The 20,746-nt window shown below is 63.6% G+C and carries 19 protein-coding genes, 1 tRNA gene and 1 pseudogene; 4 read left to right on the top strand and 17 right to left on the bottom strand.

Translation table 11 applies throughout. The annotated features are described in order from the left end of the window. Positions 1-143 precede the first annotated feature (143 nt). The 6 genes from FJ319_00105 to FJ319_00080 all read right to left on the bottom strand — a co-directional run bounded on the left by FJ319_00105 (position 144) and on the right by FJ319_00080 (position 9,301). A complete protein-coding gene (locus FJ319_00105; GenBank protein ID MBM3932709.1) occupies positions 144-3,068 on the bottom strand; it encodes a hypothetical protein in 2,925 nt (974 codons plus the stop codon). Between the two features lie 54 nt (positions 3,069-3,122). Continuing rightward, complete coding sequence (locus tag FJ319_00100) at positions 3,123-4,214, bottom strand: hypothetical protein (GenBank protein MBM3932708.1); 1,092 nt, start codon at positions 4,212-4,214, stop codon at positions 3,123-3,125. Between the two features lie 36 nt (positions 4,215-4,250). Further along, a complete protein-coding gene (locus tag FJ319_00095; GenBank protein MBM3932707.1) occupies positions 4,251-6,245 on the bottom strand; it encodes a hypothetical protein in 1,995 nt (664 codons plus the stop codon). A 162-nt stretch (positions 6,246-6,407) separates the two neighbouring features. Then, positions 6,408-7,949 (bottom strand): hypothetical protein, encoded by a 1,542-nt coding sequence (locus FJ319_00090; GenBank protein MBM3932706.1) that lies wholly within the window; start codon positions 7,947-7,949, stop codon positions 6,408-6,410. Then, positions 7,862-9,046: a hypothetical protein gene (locus FJ319_00085; GenBank protein ID MBM3932705.1), complete on the bottom strand. Its 1,185-nt coding sequence runs from the start codon at positions 9,044-9,046 to the stop codon at positions 7,862-7,864. Before FJ319_00085 ends, FJ319_00090 begins: the two co-directional genes overlap by 88 nt. Before the next feature lie 178 nt (positions 9,047-9,224). Beyond that, positions 9,225-9,301, bottom strand: a tRNA-Pro gene (locus tag FJ319_00080). 631 nt (positions 9,302-9,932) lie between these two features. Here FJ319_00080 and FJ319_00075 point away from each other — a divergent pair. The 4 genes from FJ319_00075 to FJ319_00060 all read left to right on the top strand — a co-directional run bounded on the left by FJ319_00075 (position 9,933) and on the right by FJ319_00060 (position 11,459). After that, positions 9,933-10,244 (top strand): ComF family protein, encoded by a 312-nt coding sequence (locus FJ319_00075; protein ID MBM3932704.1) that lies wholly within the window; start codon positions 9,933-9,935, stop codon positions 10,242-10,244. An 87-nt stretch (positions 10,245-10,331) separates the two neighbouring features. Then, positions 10,332-10,667: a winged helix-turn-helix transcriptional regulator gene (locus FJ319_00070; GenBank protein MBM3932703.1), complete on the top strand. Its 336-nt coding sequence runs from the start codon at positions 10,332-10,334 to the stop codon at positions 10,665-10,667. A gap of 16 nt (positions 10,668-10,683) precedes the next feature. After that, a complete protein-coding gene (locus FJ319_00065; protein MBM3932702.1) occupies positions 10,684-11,103 on the top strand; it encodes a hypothetical protein in 420 nt (139 codons plus the stop codon). A 95-nt stretch (positions 11,104-11,198) separates the two neighbouring features. Further along, positions 11,199-11,459: a hypothetical protein gene (locus FJ319_00060; protein ID MBM3932701.1), complete on the top strand. Its 261-nt coding sequence runs from the start codon at positions 11,199-11,201 to the stop codon at positions 11,457-11,459. On the opposite strand, the gene FJ319_00055 is transcribed toward FJ319_00060, so the two are convergent. The 11 genes and pseudogenes from FJ319_00055 to FJ319_00005 all read right to left on the bottom strand — a co-directional run bounded on the left by FJ319_00055 (position 11,452) and on the right by FJ319_00005 (position 20,273). Further along, on the bottom strand, positions 11,452-11,817 hold the full coding sequence (locus FJ319_00055; GenBank protein MBM3932700.1) for a hypothetical protein: 366 nt from the start codon (positions 11,815-11,817) through the stop codon (positions 11,452-11,454). The two genes, FJ319_00060 and FJ319_00055, sit on opposite strands and share 8 nt — an antisense overlap. Positions 11,818-11,833: 16 nt before the next feature. Next, the gene (locus tag FJ319_00050) at positions 11,834-12,625 is read right to left on the bottom strand and encodes a hypothetical protein (protein ID MBM3932699.1); all 792 of its coding nucleotides are present in this window, start codon (positions 12,623-12,625) and stop codon (positions 11,834-11,836) included. 77 nt (positions 12,626-12,702) lie between these two features. Beyond that, positions 12,703-13,860, bottom strand: a complete 1,158-nt coding sequence (locus FJ319_00045) for a hypothetical protein (protein MBM3932698.1) — start codon at positions 13,858-13,860, stop codon at positions 12,703-12,705. 99 nt (positions 13,861-13,959) lie between these two features. Next, positions 13,960-14,436, bottom strand: a complete 477-nt coding sequence (locus tag FJ319_00040) for a hypothetical protein (GenBank protein MBM3932697.1) — start codon at positions 14,434-14,436, stop codon at positions 13,960-13,962. 12 nt (positions 14,437-14,448) lie between these two features. Further along, positions 14,449-14,766, bottom strand: coding sequence for an MBL fold metallo-hydrolase (locus tag FJ319_00035; protein MBM3932696.1), 318 nt, complete (start codon positions 14,764-14,766; stop codon positions 14,449-14,451). A gap of 27 nt (positions 14,767-14,793) precedes the next feature. Further along, positions 14,794-15,381, bottom strand: a complete 588-nt coding sequence (locus tag FJ319_00030; GenBank protein MBM3932695.1) for a hypothetical protein — start codon at positions 15,379-15,381, stop codon at positions 14,794-14,796. Positions 15,382-15,452: 71 nt separating this feature from the next. Then, complete coding sequence (locus FJ319_00025) at positions 15,453-16,427, bottom strand: dihydrodipicolinate synthase family protein (GenBank protein MBM3932694.1); 975 nt, start codon at positions 16,425-16,427, stop codon at positions 15,453-15,455. 46 nt (positions 16,428-16,473) lie between these two features. Then, positions 16,474-16,833, bottom strand: coding sequence for a hypothetical protein (locus FJ319_00020; GenBank protein MBM3932693.1), 360 nt, complete (start codon positions 16,831-16,833; stop codon positions 16,474-16,476). After that, positions 16,754-17,023 (bottom strand): BrnT family toxin, encoded by a 270-nt coding sequence (locus FJ319_00015; protein MBM3932692.1) that lies wholly within the window; start codon positions 17,021-17,023, stop codon positions 16,754-16,756. The genes FJ319_00020 and FJ319_00015 overlap by 80 nt, the downstream gene beginning before the upstream one ends. 160 nt (positions 17,024-17,183) lie before the next feature. After that, positions 17,184-18,523: pseudogene (locus FJ319_00010) on the bottom strand (MBL fold metallo-hydrolase). Between the two features lie 181 nt (positions 18,524-18,704). Continuing rightward, positions 18,705-20,273, bottom strand: a complete 1,569-nt coding sequence (locus FJ319_00005) for a hypothetical protein (GenBank protein MBM3932691.1) — start codon at positions 20,271-20,273, stop codon at positions 18,705-18,707. Positions 20,274-20,746 lie beyond the last annotated feature (473 nt).

The raw sequence follows: 20,746 nt of genomic DNA, 5'->3' as shown, positions 1-20,746 counted from the left end.
CCTGTATACAATCCCTTAGTGGCGCACTGCGTGCGCTCTTCGGTGGTTGTCTACGTAATAGGCTAGGCCATGAAGCGCACGCAGTGCGCCACTAAGGGAAACCGGGCACAGGTGGCATGGCATTGAGCTGATCACACAGGCCCTCACACCAGTGGACCCGCGGCGTGGAAGCGCATGCGCACCCCTGCCAGGAGGGCGACTCCGAACAGGAGCACGATGAGCCCAAACGGCGAGGCGAGCGGGACCGGCGGCGGCGGCGGGTCGTTTTCTTGGATGGTCACCGCCCCGGCGGCGTTCGGGGCGACCGACGCCCCCGCGACCGATGTCAGGCGCACGCTGAAGTTCTCCGGCTCTTTCTCGTAGCGCGAATCGTCCCGGACCAGGATGGCCACCGTTGTAGAGGTAGCCCCTGCAGGTATCGTGCCAGACCCGGCGGTTGCCTTGTAGTCCAGCGGCGCAACGGCCGTGCCATCCACCGTTTCATAATTGAATGTCACGTCCAACCCAGAGGGGGCGTCCAGCGCGACCGTCACCAGGGCGTTCCCGACGGATTCCATAACCGCCAGGTTGAGAACGGATATCGCCGGCTGGGGGTCGTCGTCGTGGATCACAATCCTTGCTGTCCCGGTCGACGCGGCCGCGGCCGATTGCGTGGCGGTGTCCGCGCCAGTCGGCGTCACTGCAACGTCGATGTCCTCGTCTGTTTCGTGGAGGGAGTCATCCACAATCGGCACAACGATCCTCGCCGAAGTTTCGCCCGCGGGTAAGGTGACGCTCCCGGCGCCGCCGTCGTAGTCGCCGGGGGCCACCGCGCCGTTGTTCAGCGTTGCATAGTTGAACGTGATCGGCTGCTCAGATGGCTCTTGCATGACGATGCGGACCACTGCCTCACCGTCCGATTCGATTATGGTCTCCCCGGTAACTGAATAGCCAGGGACGCTGTCGTTGTCGGCAATGACGATTTCCGCCTGTGCGCCGCTCGGGGCCAGGGTTGCGCCGACGGGGGAGAGTAGTTCGACAACAAACACTTCATCGAACTCGTAAACTGCGTCATCCGTGATCGGGATGGTCACAACCGCCGACGTCTCTCCCGCGCGGACCGTAATCGTGCCGCTCACGGCAGTGTGGTCCCGGCCCGCCACCGCTGTGCCATTGATCGTGCGATACTGCACGGCAACGTCGCGCCCTGCCGCCCTGCTGAGGCTTATTACCGCGATCGCCGCCCCGACGGACTTGCTGTATGTTCCGCCGGAGACGGATATCGCCGGTTCACCATCGTCATCGACGATGTCCACCCGGACCGAGATTGCCGTGGGAGCGAGCGTGGCGCGCGATGGATTGTAAAAGCTGACGGTGAAATACTCCGGCGCCTCGCTGAGCGTTTCGTTGACAAGCTGGATGACGACCGTAGTGGAGGTCGCGCCCGCAGGGATTGTCGCCGTCCCGTTCCGGGCGAGGTAGTCAGTGAGATGTTGGGCGGTCTCGCCCGAGGTTGCGAACCCCACCGTGACATCCCACCTTGCGGCGAAGCTCTGGACCAGGCGCAGTACCGCCGTGCCGGCGTCCTCGCTGACGACAATTGCCGGCGCAGTGATAACGGGCAGGGCGTCGTCGTTCTTGATAGTCACGGTCACGCTCTGCACGCCAAGAGTGGCGTTCTGCACGTTCGAGAATGCTACGGTGAACGACTCATCCGGCTCATCGATCTCATCGTCGATGACCTGGAGCGTGATCGCCGTGGACGTTGCCCCCGCCGGTATGGTCGCCGTTCCGCTGGACGCCGTGTAGTCCTGCCCCGCGAGCGCAGCGCCATTCGCTGTGGCGAACTGGAGCGATGTCGCGCGGCCCGAAACTGCGCTCTGGGCGATCCTCACCGAGGCGCTTCCAGCCCTCTCCTCAACCGTCACCGGGGCAACCGAGAGTGACGGCGCCGGATCGTCGTTCGTGATCGTGACGGTGGCGGTAGCGCTACCGCCGATGACTGCGTTCACCGGCTGGGAGATCGCAAAGCTGAACGTCTCGTTCGTCTCATAGAGGGCGTCGTTCGTGATCGGCACGCTTATCGCCTTCGAAAGCGTGCCCGGGGCGAACACCGCCGTGCCGGATGTGGCCGCAAAGTCCTGCCCCGCCGTCGCCGTGCCGATCGACGTGGAGTAGCCCACGCGCACCTCGCGGTCGGAAGCGCCGCTGAGCGTGATTGTCACCGCCGCAGCGCCCGCACTCTCGGCGACGGACAGGTTGGCGACGGCCAGAGATGGCGTGGGGTCGTCGTCGGTGATCGTCACTGATGCCGTGCCAGTCTGGATTGAGGCGCCGGATGCGTTCGAAATGGTGACCGTGAACGTCTCGTCCAGCTCGTCTACCGCGTCATTGATGATGGGCACATGGACGACCGTGGACATCGCGCCCGCCGTTATGGTCGCCGTGCCGGACGTGCTGCCGTAGTCGCTACCCGCCTGGGCCATCCCGTTCGAAGTGGCGTAGCTGACCGTCACCGGTGACCCTGAGGGCTGGTCCAGCAAAGAGATGGTTACCGCGGCGTTTCCTGCAGACTCGGACACCGTTGTGCCGGAGACTGCGACCCTTGCTGGGGAGCCGAGATTCAGCAGCCCGGCGCCGAAGACGCTGTCTTTGCCCACGGCCCCTTTGTCCGTGGCGCGGGCTTCCAGCCATGCCTGTACCTGGGCGGGCGTAAATGTTGGGTTCGCTTGCAGGGCCACCGCCGCCGCCCCGGCGACCACGGGCGAAGAGAACGACGTGCCGCTGATGGACACATTGCCTGTGCCGCTACTCGCCCTGGCGGTGAATCCGGAAGGCCCGGTGATATCCGGCTTGACGCGGCCGTCCACCGTCGGCTCCTGGCTGCTATACGATGCGACGGCGCTGGTGTTCGACCAGGTGTAGGCCCCGACGGTGATGGCAGCGGACGAGTCCGCGGGCGTGACTATGCTTCCCGCAGGGTTGGGGTACTCGAACGCCCCCGTCGGCCCGAGCAGCCACAGGTCGAAAGTGAAGTCCGTGCGCGATGCGTTGACGCGGCGGATGAAAGCTCCCGGTGTGGACGGCACCGCCACAGGCACGGTCAGGAAGTCGCCCGGGCCGTGCCACCACTGGCCGCTCTGCTAGTCCACGGAGCAATCGAGCTGCCCGGTACTCTGGCTCAGGCAGACCTGGAAGTCGTTCCCGGGGGCGGTGTGGGCGTCGTTCCACCGGAGCATCAGCGTCACGCCCCCGGACGCCATATTGAAGTTGTTCGTCTCGTCCGACCCGCTGAACTCCATAATGCCGTCGTTGTCGGCGTCTCGCCACGTGCCTCGCCAGTGGAGCATCGCGTGGTTGCCGGCGGAGTTTACCCATGTAATGCCTGCGTCCCGCGCCTGCTGCACCTTCTGGCTGATGACGTCGCTACCGTCGCCGTAGTGGCCGAACCAGACGAGCGACATGTTCGCCACTCTTACGTTCTGGGAGATCAGGTAGTCCACAGCGTTCAGGAACCCCGTTACCGTTCCGGGATTCACGAAATAATACTGCGCGCCCGGAGCGATATCGTACATTGACTGGGCCACGTAGACGCCATGGTCGGTGTTGCCGTTAATGCCACGGGATGCGTCACCGAAGAAGGTGCCGTTGATCGTGACGCTCTGGGGCAGCTCCGAGCCAAGCAGGTTCTGATAGCCCTGGAACCCCGAGTCGACAACCGCCACCTTCACACCCGCGCCGTTGTACCCGGCCGCGGCCCATGCGGGCGCGTTAATCTGATTGTAACCCTCGCCTATGACCTCAGGGTAGATGATCGGCGTGGCGGCGATGGCCTTGATAGACGGCTCGTCGTTCAGGATGAGCAGGATGGGGACGGGGACCCAGGCCGCGAACAGGTCTGCAGGCGCATGCGCGTCCGTCACCTCGGAGCCCCACCGCGTCGTGGCGGCGATTGCCTCTTGCAGCCGTCCGGGCTGGGCGTAAATCTCGATGAGCACCTGGTTGTCGCGCGTCCGAATCCACGGGTCGAGGGTGAGGGGGCTATCGCCGGCGCCGTTGGGGTATCCGTCCGGCAGGAGCTGGGGGGCGAGCGGGAAGAGGCTCGAGTCGAGCTTCAGAGCGTCGTCTGCCGACTGCGCCGAGGCAGACGACGCCGCGGTGAGCACCGCCAGCGCCGTGAGTGCCACGGCCAGGGGCGTAAGAAGGCGGGTCTTTCGAGCTGTTAATCTCTTCATTGCGCTCCTGGAGCCAGCGCAAGCGATGGAGAGGGACTACAGGGATTTCGACCCCGGCCGGCGGGTGCGGACTGCAGCTAGCGTCGCGAGTGCCGCGGCGGCTATCGCAAGCCCCCAGGCGGAGGCCGAGGGCACCACGGGCGGCTCTGCGCTCGTCGCCGCGCTCCCCGCCGCCAGGCCGTCGATCCTGCCTGCTCCGAAGACGTAGTCTGTGCCGGGCTCGCCGAGGTCTACTGCCGACCCCACGATGACCGCACGGAGCGCCGCCCGCTCCGCCGCCGGGTCCTCGCCCTGCCCCCCGGCCATCAGGTCCGGCCGCTTCTGCAGGACCAGCGCCGCCATTGCCGCCCCGTGCGGCGCGGCCGCCGATGTGCCGCAGAAGTTGCTGCCGAAGCCGCCGGAGCCAGTGACCTGCACGCAGTCTATTGCCGTTGCATCCGGCTTCTGCGCGCCGTTGTTCGCAGGGCCCCAGCTACTGTACGGGGCAATAGTGTCTGTCCCAATGTCGGAAGAGTTGATCGCGCCCACCGAAATCACCCCTCCACCAGCATCGCTTTGCGCGGGAACACTTCCTTTCCTGGTATTGAAGTTCAGCCTGTTGCCGTCCGCTTGCTGAACGCCTCCAAGGACGAACAGATCCATGTTTCGTGCGGGATAGGAGTCGGTATTGGTGATCCGAATCCGGTACCAGCGGTCCGAGCCGCTCAAGTTCACAAAGCTGATCTGCTCCGTGGGGTTGCCGCCGATGTTGTCCGCCTGGCTGGAGGCCACCACGGAGAGGGTCGTTTCATCGACCAGGTAGAGATTGTAGTTGCTGGTTGCGGCCCCATACGTCTCAGACCACGACAGATAGATAGTTGCGGACTGGTTCCTGAGTATCCTGATCCTGTTGAACGGCTGCCCGCCAAGGCCCTGGAAGTCAGTTGTGTCCGCGCTCGGCGTAAATTGCTGGCACGTTGTGAACGCGTCCGTGTGGCACGTCCCGCCCGATTCGAACATCCCCTCCCAGTGCCGCTGCGCGTAGTTGCCTGCCGATGTGAAGTACGCCCTCACCCTGTTTCCCGGCCTGTTCAGCTCCGTTGCGGTGTTCACCGAAACGTGGCTCGACTGGTCGTACGCAATGCCGAAGAAGCTGATGTCGTCCACCACCACGTCCGCGTTCGCCGCCAGCCAGTCGACCGCCGCGTTAAACTCGCTCGCCGTCTGGAAGTTGGCGAACATGAGCTGCGCCCCTGGAGCGATGTCGTGGATGATCTCCAGCATCGCCGTCCCTTCAGCGCCGGTCGTCGCGCCACCGAGGCCCCCCTCCAGGTTCCGGTCGGAACGGAACGACCGCCCTATCACGCCGCCCGTCGTCGTCGCCACCCTCCCCTGGGCGTTCCGTATCTCCTGCGTGGCCGGCAGGTCCCCGAGCAGTATCGAGCTCTGTAGCCCGTTGATGCCGTCGGATATGACGCCCACCGTCACGCCCGTCCCGTTCACCCCAAGCGCGGCGCGCATGTCGTCCAGGTTGAGCAGGGCGTCGCCCTGCGTCGTCTTCGACCCGGCATTCACATGTCCGTAAACCGGGGTTTCGATCGACGTCACCGCATCCAGGGTGGCTATTGAAGGTATTATGGCGGGGTCAACACTAGTCTGAATAGATTTATCGCTTCGGTCTATGCGCTCAATTTTTCCGCCCAGAGCTTCAATCGCGGCGATGGTGGTTTCCGTCTCGCAGCCCGCCCGCACCACCAGCTGGACCCTGTTCGCTGCGTCCATATCAACGACGCCGTCCCGCACCAGCGCCGCCGCCTGGGGGCGAAGCTCTGTCGAGGACGCGCCGACGACGGCCCGGCTGACACGCAAGGGGCCGGTATCTTCCAGGAAGTACGAAAGCTCGTGGGCGATCTTCGCCCGCGACTGCGCTTCGGAGGGCGATCCGGCCTCGTTGAGCGGCGCAGGCACGTCGGCGAATGCCGTCTGCCCAGTCACGACGGCGAGGAGAGTCACGGCTACCACGGCAAGGGCCGCGAGAGGAGCGAATCGCATTTTGCGGTATTTCCTGAAGGGCGAAGACTGTGCGTTGTGCGGCGTAATATAGCGGCGCAAGTGACCTTAATCAACGCCTTTACGATGCGGCGGAAGGGCAGCCCGCGCTTGAAGAGAAGACTAGTCCGTTAGTGTAACGAATCGGACCAGTGTAGCGGTACCTTAGCGGCGTCGCTTCACGTAGACCGCCGCTGCCAGCGATGCAGTAATAATTGCCAGCGCCCACGCTGAGGCGGACGGAACACTTGGGGCCTGAGTGACGATGAGAGTGAACGGCAGGGACTGTGTTCCGGCCTCGTGGTCATTGCTGATGTCCGTGATAAGCGCCTCGTGGGTGGTCGTGGCGACCTTCGTATTGCAGCGAGTGAACACGTTAACGGTCTGCGACTCGCCCGGCCCAAGCGTTCCGGACGACGGGTGGAAGCACATCCAGGGCGCGATTCCGGGGCCGGCGTCCAGCACGCCGAAGAGGGTATCCGGCGCTGTGTCCAGGACAGTCGTTGTCCCGGCGGGGCCGGCTTCGACGATGAAGTGCATCGCGCCGTCGTCGTTGCCGATGTACTCCAACTCCCAGTCGGCTATGGCCGTGTTGCCCTCGAGAATGAGCGGTATGACTAACCCCTCCATCGTCTGGTCGTAGAACACAGACTCCTCTGCCGCCCCGTCGAAATAGAGGAGATACTCCCAGCCGATGTCTCCCTTTGGTGTTCCGGTCCGGAAGTCCTGGTCAATATCCAGGTACATTGCCGCCGCTATTTCTTGCACAGGCGTAGAGGTCGCAAACGTCAGTCGCATGGTCAGGTACCCGTCTGCCGCAATGCCGTCCACGCGCAGGATATCCACCGGCGCGCCGGTGTAGTCGCCTGCGGGGTCGTTTGCCAGGACCTTGAGCCCTCCCTGCCGCCAACCCTCCGCGCGCCCTTCGAGCCGGTACTTCAGGTCTCCGCTGCCGTTGTTGGCTACCTCAACAGTGTCGTAGGACCATCCCACATGAATAATGCTGCGCTCAATCGGCGCGCCCTCGATTGAGATCTCCGGCGCCTTGAATAGCCTGTACATGTACGGGACCGTTATGGTGCCGCCCGTGAAGGTGGCCGTGATGCGGCCCTCGTACGTCCCTTCCGCATCGTCCGGCCCCGTGTCGAGTGATAGCTGGAACGTCGCATTCCCTCCCGCCGGTATGGTCACCGATGCCGGCGCGGCGGGGCCTGTAACGGACGAGCCGTTGCGTGTGGTGGCCGTCGCAAGGTTAACCGAAATGGATTCTTCGCACGTGCATGACAGCGTTATCGTCCGCGATGGGTCCGACCCCGCGGCCACCCGCCCGAAGCTGACGCTCGGTTCGGTCGCCACCACCTTCGCGTTCATCGAATTCACGGCCCTTATCCGGCCCGCCCCCTGGTCGGTCAGGGCAAGGTTAATCAGCGGGAGGGCGTTGTTCATGATCGCCGCTTTCACAAATTCCGGCGACCGGTCCGGGTACTTCTGCCGCAGGAGCGCCGCCAGCCCCGCCACGTGTGGCGCGGCCATGGAGGTGCCGGACATAACGGCGGTCCCGCTCGCGCTGTCGTGCGCGGCAGCGTGTATCGTCGTCCCCGGCGCCGTCACGTCCGGCTTCAGCCGCAGGTCCGCCGTCGGCCCCCGGCTGGAGAAGGACGCTTTGTATCTATCAGAGACTTCGCGCCGACGGTGATCGCGTCCCACGCCACGCCGGGCGTGCCGAGCGTGGAGGCGTTCGGCCCCCGGTTGCCGGCGGAGACCACGACAACACGCCCCGCCGCTACCGCCGCGTCCACGGCCGCGGCCAGCGGGTCGCGGCCGTCCGTGTTGACGGGATTGCCGAGGCTCATGTTGATCACGTCCGCCTCGTCGCCCGTGTTAGCTTCCATGTCCGGCCCCAGAGCCGCATAGTCCAGCCCCGCCAGTATCCACGAAGTCAGACCGACACCGCTGGAGCCCCCGAGGACCTTGATACTCCACAAATACGCCTGCGGGGCGACTCCCGTCTTACCTGTGCCCGCGCCGGTGCCTGCAGCGGTAGACGCCACGTGCGTGCCGTGCCCCTGTATGTCGTCGGGGGTCGTGTCCGTGAAGTCCAGGGACTCCAGCACCTTGGGGTCGGTCGTCGCAGGGTTGTCGTCAAGGTCGTCAAGGAAGTCGTGCGCGGAGTTAATGCCCGTGTCCAGAACGGCGATGATTGTGCCTTCTCCCCGGTACCCGTTCGCCCAAACCAGGTTCGCGCCGATGTGCGGCACGGACACGGAGAGGTCGGCGCGCGCGGTGGCGTCCAGCCAGAGACCGCTCGCGGCCGGCGTGGCTGCGATCGCGCCTGCAGACTGGGCGACGCCTGCCAGCGGAAGCTCTACGGCGACGGCGGGAATGAGGCGCGACACATACGTCACGCGGCCACCTGTGGCCGCAGCCAGCGCAGCCAGCGCCGGCAGCGATTGCCGGTCGGGTGCGGTAAGCACAACCGGGAGATAGCTCAGCTTGTGGTAACCGTTGTCGATGAGGTAGTCGATATCGAAGAAGAGACCGTCGATCTCTGCGGAATGGCCGCCGCCGATCGAATTGGATGCGACGCCGGAGGAGGGTTGGCTCGGCATCGACCGAGACGGTCTGCTGTACACCTTCGTACCGTCCGTCCGGACGGTAACCGTCACCGCTTCGCCGGTAATCAGGGTGACATGCACGGTCTCTTCGGCGGCGCGGGCAGGTGAGGGCCGGGAGAGGAGGGCAAGGCAAATGAGCCCGGCGAGAAGCCCGGCCAGCGCTATCCTGAGATTGCGCCTCATAGCCATACCCCCGACTAAAGAAGAAGCCGACCCTTCGCTACAGCGGCGGGGCCGGCTTGCAGTGCCGATGAGAATTCACTTTATCAGGATGCCGGAAGGGGGTAAATGCCTGAAGCGCCGCTCGCATCTGAAAAGAGAGGGCGGGGCATCGTTTATGACCGTCGTTTCGTCTTCGCGCGGAAGGTGGTCGGGGTGCCGGGATTTGAACCCGGGACCTCCTGGTCCCAAACCAGGCGCGCTGCCCAACTGCGCTACACCCCGGCGACCACCAACATAAAGATGATACGGGCAACCCCCCCAACTTACAAGTTCCGCCGGCACGGCGTCGGTTGCTTCAGAATTGTCGGACTGGTCGGACGAGTCGGACCAGTCCGACAATTCCCGCGTCCCCCGGGGACAAAAGGCGGCAACCACCTGCTATGACCGCCTATGGCAGCCTCTACCCGGAGGACATAAACTACGCTGCGGACCGGTCCCATTACGCCGGGTAACCTGAGGTGTTCCTTGCGCATCGCCGAACGCGTGCCGAAGGCAGTCTCGTCAACCCTGGACATCCTCTTCCCGCTCTCCTGCGTAAGCTGCAAGCGAGAGGGCGTCTTCCTCTGCGCCGCGTGCCGTCCTGCCTTGCCCGTCCTGAAGGAGCCTTTCTGCCGCGTGTGCGCCGAGCCCGGGCCGCTCGTTTGCCAGAAGTGCCTGGCGGAACCGCCGAAGTTCGACGGCGTGCGGGCGCCATACCGCATGGAGGGCACCGTACGCGAGATGGTCTACGGCCTGAAGTACCGCAACCTGCGGTCCTACGCCCCCCCACATCGGCGCGCTCCTCGCGGAGCACCTGGCGGAGCAGCCCATCCCGGCGGACGTCATCCTACCCATCCCGTTGCACCCTTCGCGCTTGCGCCACCGCGGCTACAACCAGGCCGAGCTGATGTCGAAGGAACTGTCGAAGGTCACCGGCACGCCAGTGAACGCCGCGCTCCTTTCCCGCGTCAAAAACACGGCGCCGCAGGTGAGCCTCGAGACAGACAAGGACCGCCGCGAAAACATCCGCGGCGCTTTTGCCTGCAATGGGGACGCCCGCGGCCTGCGCGTCCTCCTGGTCGACGACGTCGTCACCACGGGCTCAACCATGAGCTCCGCCGCCGGCGCGCTCAAGAAGGCCGGCGCGGCCTCCGTCTGGGGCCTCGCCCTCGCGCGGAGGCCGTGAAGAACCATCCGGGCGAAGATTGTGTTACCGCAAACCCGAAGATAACGTTAGTTGACGCTTACGTAAGCGTGTGCTAACATACGGGCCATGATCGAGCTCGCCCTGAAGGCAATCTCAGACCCCCGGCGCATGGAGATCCTGCGACTTCTCCGCGATGAGGAGATGGCGGCGGGGGACATCTCTTCCAACTTCCCGGACGTTACCCGCCCGGCGATATCGCAGCACCTCCAGGTGCTTGCCGAGGCGCGCCTGGTGACTGTCCGCCGCGAGGGCACGAAGCGCATCTACCGTACGCGACCCGAGGGGATGCAAGAGATCAGGGCTTACCTGGAAAGCTACTGGAGCGATAATCTCCAGCTTCTGAAGCTGGAAGCCGAGGCCGACGAAGGGAGACTGCGCAAGCGTGCAAAGACAGGCGAGTAACGTCGTTGAGCAGGTCGTGAGAATCGACGCGCGGCCGGAGACCATCTTCCCGTTCTTCACGGACCCCGTGAAGTTGATGCGATGGAAGGGGACCGAGGCGACGATGGACCCTCGCCCCGGCGGCGCCTACAGGGTGAACGTCACGGGACGCGATATCGTCCGCGGTGAGTACGTTGAGGTCACGCCTTTCACGAAGATCGTGTTCACATGGGGGTGGGAGGACGAAGGGAGCCCGATCCCTCCGGGCTCGAGCACGGTGGAGGTCACGCTGACGCCGGACTGCGGCGGGACGATCTTGCGCCTGCGCCACACCGGCCTGCCAGCCGCCGCCGCCGATCGCCACCTCCAGGGCTGGGTGCACTACACAGGCCGCCTGAAGGCGGCATTGGAAGGCAACGGACCCGGCCCCGACCCGTGGGTGAGCAGGCCGATGTAGACGTAAGGCCCCACTTTTCCTCAGCAGCCACTGGCCCCGGAGCGGCGGGAAACCGTCCCCGGTCCCGTGAGTAATTCGCTCAAGGAGACGCGTCTATGCCCAACTTTATGGACCACCACCAGATGCGCGCGCAGATGCCCGCCGAGTTGGCAGGGCAGATCAAATCTAACCTGCAGGCCGGCAAGAAGGACCAGTTCGGCGTCAAGCCCATCAACGTGCTGATGGGCGAAGGTGAGGGCTGGTGCCTTACGGACGCCCCTAACGCTCAGGCTGTGATCGATTCCCACGGCGCCATGGGGATCAAGGTGGCAAAGGCTGAGGTGAAGCAGATCACGCCCGTGGTCGCGTTCAAGTAGGCAGAATATCCGCCTTGTTGAGCCGTATCACGTACGGCTCGCCCCATTGCCGTGGGCTCGATACGTCCCACGGTTCGTTGCTGCCTTCAGGACGGAGGCGCACGCCCCAGTCGCCGCCGTAGACCAGGTGCGCCTCCGCCGCGCCGGAGTCCATGATCGGCGCGTACATGGCGGGGCAGGGCGTGCCGCCGCGCTCGGAGCTCCAGCCCGTCACCTCGTACACCCCGAACGGGTGGCCGGGGTCCTCGATGCGAACGCGCCGCACCGGCACGGCCTCCAGGTGGGGGTCGTAAACCTGCATCGGCATGTAGTCGCAGTTGGGGTTCTGCTCTATTTCGAGGTAGATCAGCTCAGGCAAGTGCGAGCACGCTCCGTCAGTCTATCGCGTACAGGGTGTTCTTGCACTTGTCTATCCAGGCGTTCTCGGAATAGTGGTTGACCGATACGCCGGGCGCGATGGGCGTGGGCCGGTTGACAATGAACTCCGCCCAATCGGACTTGTTGTACGCGATGAACGCCAGGTAGAAGCCCTGCGCGGTCCTCGTTACCGGCTTGCTGAAGTCCGGGAACAGGACGGGGCCCGTGTCTGTCTGGAATGCCGTGTGCTCCTCGCTCACGTTCAACGTCTTGACGGGGTACTCCAGCAATATCTTGTAGCCGTCCTTCTCGAACTCGGTGCGGGCGAAGACGGGGCGGCCGTCGTCGGACGCCTTGATGATCGCCGGAGCATCCTCCAGCAGATCGGCCTCGCGGTGCTTGATGACGAAGCAGTACTTCCAGAACGCGTCCTTCGTGATGACCGACTGCCGCTCCGTCTGCGGCCCAAGGGACGGAGGCTGCAGCATGACGCCCTTGTCGTTCTTGTCCCAGCTCTTGATGAAGATCGAATCTTCCGTGGACATCACGGGCCGGAAGTCCGCGTTCGGCTGCGTGAATAGCCCAACGTCCTTCCCGACGCCCACGCGCTCGGTCTTGCACGACTCTCCCAGGTAGTACTCGCGGGTAACGCCCTTCGCGTCCGTAATACGGCACAGGCTGTCGATCTTGATGCGCGCCCGGTTGTGCGCCTGCTGCCTCAGGTCCGACACCGTCTTGGGCGGGAATTTCACAAAGTGGCTTTCAAAGACAATAAACGACCGCTCGTAGTCGAGTAGCTTGACCTTCATATGTTGCTATGCCTTCCAGTTGACGTTAGACGACAGGCTAAATGGTATTTGAAACGCCGTTGGTCCTGCAAACGCGGCTACTTCCCCGCCCACAGGTCCCTGGTGGCTCCCACCCACTCCAGTTCCTCCTTGCGGAGCAGCCCGTAGTTGTAGATGTGGAAACCCTGTATGCCAACGTCGATGCAGTCCGATAGCACTTTCGCGAAATCGGCTTTTGACTTGTGTTGCGAAGGGTCCATCGCAAGGTACGGCGTCCAGCGCGTGAGCTTCGACTGCGAGCGGACGTTGTCCGCCCCGGGCTGCACGGTGGGGCGGCTGTTCAGAGGGTCAATGCGGGCAGGGGAGAGGCCTGTCACAGGCACATTCGCCTCGGTGTAGAGCGTGCTCCTCACCTCTGCCTTGCCGTTCTTCACGATCTTCGCGACCTCTTCATAAAGCGACGACGCCACGTGTGTACGTGCGTCAATGAACTTCTTGAGCCTGCCTCCAAACGCGTTGCCGATGCGCTCCGGGGTTACAGCGGCGGCCATCTGCTGTTCCGTGGGCAGCTGCTGCAGCTCCCGGCGCAGGGCAGCCGCCACTTCTGCGCGAAACGCGGGGCCGTCCATCCCGCGCTTCGTGGCAAGGGTGGTGCAGTGCTCGCACATGCACAGCCCCAGCAGGAAGCGGTGCCACGGCGTGAGCGCGTTGATCTTGGGGTTCAGCAGCCCGTACTCGAACTCGCGGTAGCTGAGCGTCTCCAGGACAACGCACTCCGGCGTGAACTTCTCCATCATCTCGGTCGTGAGAGTGAGGAAGTAGCTCCGCACATTCGGGTTGCCGACGCATAGCTGTGACAGGTACGGGTTGCCCAGCGCGTCCTTCTTTGCGCAGTCGCGGAACGTGCGCGCCAGGTGGTGGTTGTAGGCGTAGACCATCCACGCCGTCAACGTCATCCCGCGCTCGCGGATGCGGTCCGTCTGCCGCTTCAGGAAGTCGGGGCCGTCCACCACCTCGCTGATGCGCGGCTTTATGCGGCCGGAGTAGCGCTTCATATCCGGCTGGAACAGCAGCATCCCGTCCTCGCCGTAGTAAAGCTGTCGTTTCGGGTTGCGCGGCAGCATGTACGTGGCGATGTGGTAGCTGATCGCTAGGGTTAGGTCGTTCATCCCCGCCACCTGCTGGATACTGTCCAGGGCGTTATCAATGCCCTCATCCGCCACGTCCCATGGATACGTGCACATCGATGCTTTCACAGTCTTGTACTCCGAACGTATTTGTAGTCGCGCGATTCATCGCGCATGCGTTTTCTACTGGCTGGCTGGCGAACAATCCGGGCGCGATAAATCGCGCGACTACACTGATCCAGTCCCAATCTCCATCACCATGCCCTCTTCTGTGAAGAAGGCGCGCTCGCCCATGATCGCCTTTGCCTTCCGTAGCTCGCCCGCGCGGTCGGCCATTACGGCGCGACCGTGGTGCAGGTAGCCGAGCCGCGCTCCCTTTGGTAGCACGCGCGCCGCGTACTGCCCCACGGCCTCTACGGTGTGGTGGCCGGTCTCCATTAGAAGCAGGTCGCAGCCCTGCGCCACCAGCGGGTCCACATCCTCCGGGTGCGCCACGTCGCCCGAGTATACCACTGCGTGGCCGTCCGCCTCGAAGCGGTAGGAGAACGACTCCCATGGCTGTCCTGGCTTCGGCGCGCCGACGTGCATGTTGTGGTGCGCGGTGACGCGGAAGCCGTTCTCGTCGAACACGACACCGTCCTTCGGGCGCTCCACGTCGAAGGCCGCGACGACCGGCTCAAGTCCCGTGCTGCCCTCCAGCAGCAGCTTCGTCGCGTCTTAGATGTGCGGGACGGGCAGTATGAGCCGGAAGTGCTTGTTGCTGATCCTGCCTGCCGGGTCTTTCGACGTGTTGTTCAGCTTGCGGATGTTCCAGACGAGCATCGGCAGCCCGCCGGTGTGGTCGGTGTGGCGGTGCGTGATGAAGATGGCCCGCGTCGCCATGATGTCGATGCCGGCCAGGTACCCGTGGTAAGCGCAGGCCTCGCCGGTATCGAACCAGTAGACCGCGCCACGGTACTCGACAGCAAAAGAGCTGTGTCGCTTGCCGGCCATCGGTTCGGTGCCCGCGGATGTGCCTATGAACGTGATCTTCATGTATCTGCCTTTTGCGATTGCATCTGTCTACAGGAAGAGGCTCATCCCCTCGGTGGCGTAGAAGGCGCGCTCGCCCAGTATCGCCTTACCCTTGCGGAGCTCCCCCGGAGGGGCGGCGACAACCGCCCGGCCGTGGTGGAGCAGGGCCATGCGCGACTTCCTGTCCAGCGTCCGCTTGCCGTACTCGCAGACCTCCTCCACGGAGTGGTGGCCGCACTCCATCAGGAGCATGTCGCACCCTTGCTCGATGAGCGGCGTGACATCCTCCGGCCGGCCGATGTCGCCGGAGTAGACGATCGACTGCCCGTCGGCCTCGAAGCGATAGGAGAACGACTCCCACGGCTGCCCAGGCCTCGGCGCGCCGACGTGCGTATTGTGGTGCGCAGTCACCCGGAAGCCGTCCTCCTCGAACACCACGCCGTCGATAGGCCGGCGCATCCTGAACGCGTCCACGACCTCCTGCATCCGGGAGTTGCCCTCCAGCAGGAGCTTCGTCGCCTCCCAGATATGCGGCACCGGCAGGAGAAGGTCGATCTGCTTGCCGGCGATAGGCGGCGGCGACATTGCGCCCTGCCAGGTGAGCTGCGGCGCGTCCAGCGGGATGTTCTTACCCATCGACTGCCTCCTGAGGGACGTATTCAACAAAAAGGGCCCCGAAGACCGGGGCCCCCAATCGCGGGCGATTCTTACTTGATCCAGCCCATGCCCTTGAGGACCTTCTTCAGGTCCGCAACCTCTTCCTCGCTGCAGGGGAGCGTCGGCGGGCGAGGGTCGCCTGCCGGCTTCCCGATGGCCCTCATGAGGCCCTTTATCTGCCGGTAGCCGCCGGACTTCGCCGAGGCCTTCTTGGCCCACTCCGACCACGGGGTGCGGTACTTGTCCAGCATGGCCTGGGCCTCGTCGTACTTCTTGGCCTCCAGCAGCTTCCAGACCTCGAGGTCGAACTTCGGGTAGGCCGCGATCGTGGCGCTGATGTAGCCGCGCCCGCCGTTCTTGTGGGCGCGCACTGCCTGGCCGGAGTTGTCGATGACGTTGAATATACCCGAGAACTTTGTCATGTCGTCGTAGTTCTTGCCCTGGGGGGCGGACCACTTGATCGCGGTGACGTGCTCGGCATCCTTGAGGCGCAGGATGGTGTCGGGTTCGAGGTGCTCGCATCCGAACCACCATGTGTTATAGATCATGATTCCGATATCGATCTTGTCGGAGATATCCGTGAAGTAGCGGACGTAGTCATCCTGGTTGGAGTGGTGAAAGATCGGCAGGTCTATCTGCAGTCCGATGGCCCCCAGGTCCGCTGCGCGCTTGGCGTCCTCGATAGTGTGCAGCGTATTCTTCGTCTTTAGTGCGCAGATGACCTTCGTGCCGCGCGGGGCGGCATTGACCACCGTCCGGAGAATGGCTGGCCACTCCTCGTCGTTCAGGTCGGGGCCCTCGCCCATCGCGGCAGAGGTCTTGATCGGCGCGACGTCCGTTCCGAGGCCCTGCTCCACCCACCACTTGGTGAGGTCGGTCAGCTTCGCGTAGTCGACCTGGTATTTGTCGTCAAACGGCGTGGGCACCGTCGCGGGCGTGCCGCGTATCAGCTTCTTGATCTCCTCGCGATTCACGTGAGTCTCCTTTGGAGGTGATGTTCGCGAGGATTTTACAGCACGCGGCAGGCGTTATCCAGTCCCGAGGGCGCGACGGGGATCACTCCGCCTGGGTCTATGCGGACTTGCGAACAGTCTTCTTCTTAGCCACGGCACGCTTTTCGCGCTCTATCTGCGCTGAAACATAGGACCTCAGCACGGCGTTGATGCGCGTCTGGTAGCCGCGGCCGCCGCGCCGGAACCAGTCCACCACATCGGCGTCCAGGCGAAGGGAGACCGGCCTCTTTGGATCGGGGAGTATGACTTCGAATCCGCTTTCCCAGAAAGCATGGTCTATGGGAGCCGCGTCCGGATCCGAAGCAACCGCAGCGGCGATCTCCTCGTCGGTCAGCCGCTTAATCCTTTCCCAATCGGTCGTATCGCTTTGCTTCGCCTCGTCCGACCGCATCCTGGTAACGTTGTCTTTCATCCCCATGGGCCTTTCTGGCAGATATGATTCGGCAGATATCTCCGCGCATTGTATAGACCACCGCAAGAATGGCCGTGCCGGCTGCCCCCGTGGCGACATATCTCTTCTCACCGTAGTCCAATCGGTTGTCGACGCGGCGCGTGATGGGGCCGTCGAAGATCGCTGCGGCGCCCGCAAAATCGACGCCGTGCTTTATCTGGTTCGTGGCTCTTTTCTGCTCGTCCCACTCAAAGTCCGATGTATGTACCTATTGTATATACAATTGCCTGGCCGTTCAACCCGACGGCTCAGTCCAGCGGCGCGCTCTCACCGTACGCCGGGACCGCCACCGGCCATCCGAACCGCTGACGCACGGCTTAGGCGAACGCCTCTCCGGCGGAGCGCTCTCCGTGAGTGATGAACACCCGCTTCGGCAGCGCGGAAAACCCGGCCAACCACCCCGCAGCAGCTCATCCCGGTCGGCGTGCGCAGAGAACCCCTGGAGGGCTATTATCCTCGCCCGCACCGGGTACATGTTGCCCAGGACGCGCACTTCCGGGTTTCCGTCCAGTATCTGCCTTCCAAGCGTCCCCTCCGCCTGGTACCCGACGAACATAATGGTGCTCTCGGGCCTCGAGATGTTCGTCGTCAGGTGGTGCTTGATCCTTCCTCCGGTGCACATGCCCGCCCCCGCGATGATCACCACGCTGCCCCTGATCTTGTTTATGGACTTCGATGTCTCCGGGTTCCTCACGGTAACAAGCCCAGGGAAATCGAAAGGCGAGCCGCCATCGCTGAACAGCTCCCTCACATCTTCGTCCAGGTACTCCGGATGGTCCTCGAATACCTCGGTGATCCGCGCGGCCATTGGGCTGTCCAGGAACACCATCATTTCGGGTATCCGCTTCTCCGCGAGCAGCCGCTTCATGCGGAAAATCAGGTCCTGCGTCCTCTCCAGCGCGAAGCTGGGGATCAGAAGATTGCCTCCCTTCTCGACCGTTGAGTTGATGACCTCCACGAGGGCCGCATTTAGGTCCCGCGCCTCATTATGCAGCCGGTCTCCGTACGTGGACTCCACGACGATGTAGTCCGCTGGCCCCGGCGCCGAAGGGTCTGCAAGCACGGGCTTGTCAAAGCGTCCCACGTCGCCTGAGAAGACTATGGACCGGCGGCTGCCCTTCGTCCCGACCTCCAGGCGGACGAACGCGCAGCCCAGCACGTGGCCTGCGTCGTACAACACCGCCTCGATACCGGGGGCTACGCTGGTCCACAAGCCGTAGTGCGACGGCTCGAACAGCTTGTAGCTGTCCAGCGCGTCCCGCCGGGTGTACAGCGGTATCTCAGGGTAGGGGCCGGTCCGCCCTTCGCGCTGGTGGCGGCGCTTTTTGTACGCCGCGTCCTCCTCCTGCACTTCGGCGGAGTCAAGCAGCATGATCTTTGCGATCTCGGCAGTCGCCGGCGTGCAGAATATCCTGCCCTTGAAGCCGTCCCGCACAAGCTTCGGAATCAGCCCACTATGGTCTATGTGAGAATGGGTGAGCACGATAGCGTCGATTGTGCCAGGCGGCACTGGAAAGGGGTCCCAGTTCCTGGATCTCAGCTCGCGCTCCTGGTACATGCCGCAGTCAACCAGAACGCGGCTGCCGTTGGTCTCCACTAGGTAGCATGAGCCGGTGACGTTTTGCGCCGCTCCCAGGAACCGGACCGTTGGGGCCATCTCATCCTCCGTCAACCATCATGGTTAAAAGTAATCTTGGAGGTGTTGGGGCCAAAAGAAAAGGGGCCGCGAATACTCGTGGCCCCTCTTGGATGCTGTTAACCGGAACTACGCGGCTCGCTTCCTGCCCCTTAGCCTTACAAATGCCAGCGCTCCAATGCCGGCCGCCATTACGCCCGTATTACCCGGACTTCGGCGCCACGCGGTGCATGTCGAACGCTTCCGGTCGCACGAAGTCTTTGAAGCGGGTAAGTATCTCCACGCCGATAAGGCTGCGTGTGAAACCGGCGCGCTTGTCGGTCTTCTTGACCTGCACTTCGATGCGGTTGCTGCCGGTCTTCACATCGTCCAGCTCCAGCTTCCACCGGAACCAGTGGGCGGAAAACCCGAGCGGCGCCTGGACGCTCATGCCGCCTGCGAGCTGCACCGGGATCTGGAGAGCGCGCTCGTCCGTGATCTCCGCGTCAGCCTTCTTGAGCGGACGTCCGTTGATCCTGACCTCGATGTCGTCCTCAATGCAATAGAACGCATACCTCAGGGTCAGGACGGGCTTGCGCATTTCGCCGTCACGGCGCGCCGAGGCGAAATCGTCCGATACGGTCAGGTCCACACAGACCGTTTCGCCTTCCTTCAATACTGCCGGCACCTGCCGGTGTGGCGTTGTGGTCGGCTTGCCGGCCTCGCCCTCTTTGGGCTGGGTGGTGAACGCCTTGTCCCTGCGGGCGAACATCTCAGGGTAGGCGAGCTCGCGAAGGATCTGGTACTCGCGCTCGGCGAACGGCCACGGCAGGTAGCCGTGGTACTGGCCTGAATAGCCCTGCGCCTTGAGGTTCGCGCCCAGAGCGCGATAGTGTTCGATGGCCGGCAGCCCGACGCGCTCGTCGTAGACGCGGCGGGGAGGGCGGAAGTACGCTGCGCCGCCGTGAGCGTTGGCGATGTCCGGCAGCCATTTGGCCTGCACGCCGGGGTCGGTCAGCACTGCGCGGTCCTGGCCTACGACCCAATCGATGCTGCCCTGCTTGAACCATGCCTCTACGTCGATGCCCTTGGCGAGGTTGTTCTCGCGGTCGGCTTCTATGCGGGCCATAAGCTTGATTTCGCGCTTCTGCTTCTTGCCGATCTCTTTCGCAAGCTTGCGGAACTGCGCGACGTAGTCGTTCATAAGCCCGGTGTTCTTGACTGCTTCGGATGGCTTGAACAGCGCTCCGCCGAACTCAAAATCGAGCTCAAGGCCGTCCGCGCCGTAGTCTTCAAGAACCTCGCGCGCAATGGCCAGCTTGTCGTCGCGTACATCCTGGCGGGCGAAGTCGTAGTTCCACTGCAGCTTGCCCTCGCCGATGCAGACCTCAGCGCCCTTGTTCCACTTCAGCCAGCCGCACCGCTCGTCTCCCTGCTTCGCGCTGTCCTGGAGCTTGAGGCTGGGGAACACCGTAATGCCGAGATCCCGCCCGTGCTTGATGACCTCACGGAGCTGGTCCGTGCCCAGCTTCTTGCCCTCCTCGACCATGCGCATGATGCGCCAGTCGATGTAGTTCTCCCAGACTTCCTTCTTGTCGCCGACGACGCGCCCCGCCTTGCTGTTGTGGAAATAGACGTCGCCGTAGCCCAGTCCGAGCACCAGCAGGTCCACGCCTGTGCCTGCCACCTCATCTGCCGGCCACTGGAGCATGTGGATGCTCGCGGGCGGCTCGATGCGCTTTGCATGGAAGTGGTGGCCGTCGGTGTAGTAGATGAGTCGAGGTTTTTGCACGTTGTTTCTCCTGTTGGGACAGTGGAGCCCTGAAGAATATTTTGCGCGCCATGAATGTTTTGAGGAGTCATCGGCGGTCGGGGGAAGTATATTACGGTTTGCAAAGGAAGGGTAGGGGCCAAAAGGAACAGGCCAGGGAAGCAGCGGGTGGCGGCCGCGACGGACGCGAAAAAGGTGGGGGAATCCATGACCATTATTGCCAATCTAAGGCCGTTCCCTGACAGCAGCGAGCGCTTCCGCAGGCAAGGTTCTTGGACCCTTCGCTGCCGCTCAGGGTGGCAAGGGTAGTGTTGCGTGGTAACATGCGTGACTGAACGCAACGCCCTGGATTTCTCCTTCCGGAGCGTCGAAATGGGCATATTTGCAGAAAATGTGTGATCCTATGGACTGGCAACGGCTTTGTAAGGCGGCTACCATGGTTTTGAAAAATCATCAAGTTTTTGAGGAGTGCCCATGGCCCCCAAAAACGGTGT

It is taken from the genome of SAR202 cluster bacterium, assembly GCA_016872355.1.
Lineage (GTDB): Bacteria > Chloroflexota > Dehalococcoidia > Lucifugimonadales > VGZY01 > VGZY01.
Note: the sequence above shows the minus strand (reverse complement) of the source record. Positions and strands in the feature narration are given on the sequence as shown.